The following is a 3,698-nucleotide window of genomic DNA, read 5'->3' as shown; positions in this document are numbered from 1 at the left end:
CATCCACAAATTTCACGGTGGCTTGGGCTGGACGTGGTTCTGTCATAGGTAAATTCTGGCTTTGAACCCGTTTTAGCCTATTATCCTCTCCCTAAAGTGACAAAAGAGCGATACAATAAAGTACTGTCAGCCGTTCTATGCCCTAATCGATGGCTTAGATGTTCACCTGCTGCACCTCCTAAGGCTAAGCCAATTGCAATCAAGCGTTCTGCAAATCGACAAGTTCGTCGTGCCCAAGGAAGCGTTACTTGGGGCAATCGCTCTGTAAAAATTCGGCGCTTACACGCAGGATTGACGCAGAAAAATTTACAGGCGTTGCAGCCGTAAGGTTACACCAAACTGAACGCAAGGGAGGTCTTGCAACTGCCGTTCATAGCGGCTGTGAATCTTTTGAGTTGAAGTTTGGCAAAGTGGGCAAGCAGTAGCTCTCTGAGTAGAGGAAACCACTAGGGTGAGTTGATGAGTGGCATGGTCAAGCTTCCATTGGTTGAGGTGAAGATGGTCTTGACTCGGTAGTAAATATTGGTAGTACTCAAGATGTAATGATAGAGGAGTAGAGTTTCTTGTCGTTCTCCTCCCATGCCTGCGTGTCCCCTGAAGTGCGTCTTCCAAAACGGTCAAGAATGGTCGCATCCACAACGGTAAACAACGGTTTAAATGCCTTGACTGCGGACGACAGTTTGTTGAACAACCAACTAAAAAAGTGATCGACCAAGCGACACGGGAGCTGATTGACCGATTGCTGTTGGAACGCATTTCTCTGGCTGGAATCGCTCGTGCCGTCCAGGTTTCTGAACAATGGCTGCTTTCCCTATGTTAATGAGAAATATGCTCAGGTGCCCCTCGATCGTGCATACGGCACCCAAAAAAAGGGGAGGCTAACGATTCAATGCGATGAATTATGGTCATTCGTGGACAACACTCGTGAACAAGCAGTGGGTCTGGTTAGCTCTTGATACAAACACTCGTGAGATTGTCGGCGTTTACATTGGCGCACGGGATGAAGCCGCAGCACGCAAGTTATGGGAATCTTTGCCTCCGGTTTATCGCCAGTGTGCTATCGCCTATACCGACTTTTGGGCAGCCTATGGGGCAGTGCTACGCCCGCAAACGACATCGAGCCGTTGGTAAAGAAACTGGAAAAACCAGCTACCGAAGAGCGATTCAACAATACGTTGAGGCAACGGGTATCTCGCCTAGTCCGAAAAACCTTGTCCTTTTCAAAATCGTTGGAGAACCACATTGGTGCTATCTGGTATTTTATCCATCACTACAATGCATCATTACTTATGTAGCACTACCGAAGAAATTCCAACTTCTGAGTTTGTTGCCTGTATACCCTGATCCTGACACAGGATCACCAAAAGTTGGGAAGAACCATTATTTGGCGTAGAATCAAATTTAATGTCGTTAAACTTCTAAATCGATATACTTCTCATCTCTCCTATGTCGTAGCGATAAAGGTTCTCTTGGGACAACAGCACATTGGACTTATCGCTTAAAGCAACAAGATTTGCACAGAGCATTTGTCACTGAGAAGTTTTTGCGACACAACCATAACGTCTAAACTATTAAGAACCCTTAGACCAATAAGATGCGCCATGCCGACCTATCGCTCCAAAACCTCCACCCAGGGACGCAATATGGCCGGTGCCCGCGCGCTCTGGCGCGCCACCGGAATGCACACTGAGGATTTTGAGAAGCCAATCATTGCAGTTGCCAACTCCTTTACTCAATTCGTACCCGGTCACGTTCACTTGAAGGATCTGGGACAACTGGTGTGCCGTGAGATTGAAGCCGCTGGTGGTGTCGCCAAAGAATTCAACACCATCGCCGTGGATGACGGCATCGCTATGGGTCATGATGGGATGCTCTACAGCCTGCCCTCGCGCGAGATTATCGCCGATTCGGTCGAGTACATGGTCAACGCCCATTGTGCCGATGCCCTGGTCTGCATTTCCAACTGTGACAAAATCACCCCGGGAATGTTGATGGCAGCCCTGCGTCTTAATATTCCCGCCGTATTCGTCTCCGGGGGACCGATGGAAGCGGGCAAGACCAAACTCTCGGAGTACAAACTAGACCTAGTGGACGCGATGGTGGCTGCCGCGAACGACCGTATCAGCGATGAGGTGGTCGAAGAGTATGAGCGTTCCGCCTGCCCGACCTGTGGCTCTTGCTCCGGTATGTTTACCGCCAACTCCATGAACTGCCTCACCGAAGCTATCGGGCTATCCTTACCGGGGAACGGCACTGTGCTTGCAACCCATTTCGACCGGAAGGATCTGTTTCTCAACGCTGCGCGCACTATTGTCAGCATTACCCGCCGCTACTACGAGCAGGACGATGAATCAGTACTGCCACGCTCCGTCGCCAGTTTTAAAGCATTCGAGAATGCCATGATGCTGGACATCGCAATGGGCGGCTCCACCAACACCATTCTGCACTTGCTGGCTGCCGCTCATGAAGCTGATGTCGATTTTACCTTGGCTGACATCGACCGCCTCTCGCGCCAAGTTCCTCAACTGTGCAAAGTGGCACCAAACACACCCCAGTATCATATCGAGGATGTTCACCGCGCTGGCGGTATCCCCAGCATTCTTGGCGAACTAGATCGAGCTGGTCTGCTCCATACAGATGTACCGACAGTTCACAGTCAAACGCTGAAAGAAGCGCTCGATCGCTGGGATGTCATGCGTACCGATGACGAAGCCGTCCACACCTTCTTCAAGGCGGGTCCTGCGGGTATTCCAACTCAGCAAGCGTTCAGTCAATCGACCCGCTGGCCCTCACTCGACCTAGACCGAGAAAACGGCTGTATCCGCCGCCTCAAAAATGCCTACAGCACCGAGGGCGGACTGGCTGTGCTATACGGCAACCTGGCTGAGCGCGGTTGTATTGTGAAGACGGCAGGCGTAGACGAAAGCATTCATGTGTTTGAAGGCAAAGCGCGCATTTATGAAAGCCAGGATGCTGCTGTCAAAGGAATTCTGGGTGATGAAGTGGAACCAGGCGACGTGTTGATCATTCGCTATGAAGGACCGCGTGGTGGACCTGGTATGCAGGAAATGCTCTATCCAACGAGCTACCTTAAATCCAAGGGATTGGGCAAGGTTTGTGCATTACTGACCGATGGTCGATTCTCAGGTGGGACTTCGGGCCTCTCGATTGGTCATGCCTCTCCAGAGGCAGCAGCAGGCGGCAACATTGCTCTGGTCAAGGACGGCGATCCGATCCAGATTGACATCCCCAATCGCCGCATTAATGTGGAGCTATCGGCGGAGGAATTAGCCAACCGTCGTGTGGCAATGGAAGCAAAGGGCAAAGATGCTTGGAAGCCTGCACAAAAGAGGCAGCGTCGGGTAACTGCGGCGCTCAAGGCTTATGCACTGCTGGCGACTAGCGCGGATCAAGGCGCGGTACGAAACCTGGAAATGCTGGAGTAGAGAAATACGCAGACACAAAAACTCTTTCCATCTGGGTGTACTAGCGGTTGTTTTGGAACTGGAAATGCTGGAGTAAAGAAATACGCAGACCCAAAAACGGGGTTGTGTCGCTTGTAATAGGTCACTGGTAAGGTGGGAAAGCTCACGGGGTGACAACCCCGTCAAAATATGCGTAAAATCAAGGACATAGCCCTCAGACCTCTCTGAAAAAATGGCAGCTTGTTACGTCTTATTACCATTAATTCATGAACA

The 3,698-nt window shown here is 50.7% G+C and carries 2 protein-coding genes and 1 pseudogene; 2 read left to right on the top strand and 1 reads right to left on the bottom strand.

The features are described 5' to 3' along the window. Positions 1–306 precede the first annotated feature (306 nt). Positions 307–633 (bottom strand): transposase family protein, encoded by a 327-nt coding sequence (locus tag NDI44_RS28695; protein WP_190414772.1) that lies wholly within the window; start codon positions 631–633, stop codon positions 307–309. Here NDI44_RS28695 and NDI44_RS28690 point away from each other — a divergent pair. Then, positions 632–1,295, top strand: a pseudogene (locus NDI44_RS28690) (IS1 family transposase). The gene NDI44_RS28695 and the pseudogene NDI44_RS28690 overlap by 2 nt on opposite strands. 306 nt (positions 1,296–1,601) lie before the next feature. Continuing rightward, positions 1,602–3,446, top strand: a complete 1,845-nt coding sequence (ilvD, locus tag NDI44_RS28685) for a dihydroxy-acid dehydratase (RefSeq protein WP_190414771.1) — start codon at positions 1,602–1,604, stop codon at positions 3,444–3,446. Positions 3,447–3,698: the final 252 nt, after the last annotated feature.

Source organism: Trichocoleus sp. DQ-A3, from assembly GCF_039961975.1.
Lineage (GTDB): Bacteria > Cyanobacteriota > Cyanobacteriia > Cyanobacteriales > FACHB-T130 > FACHB-T130.
Note: the sequence above shows the minus strand (reverse complement) of the source record. Positions and strands in the feature narration are given on the sequence as shown.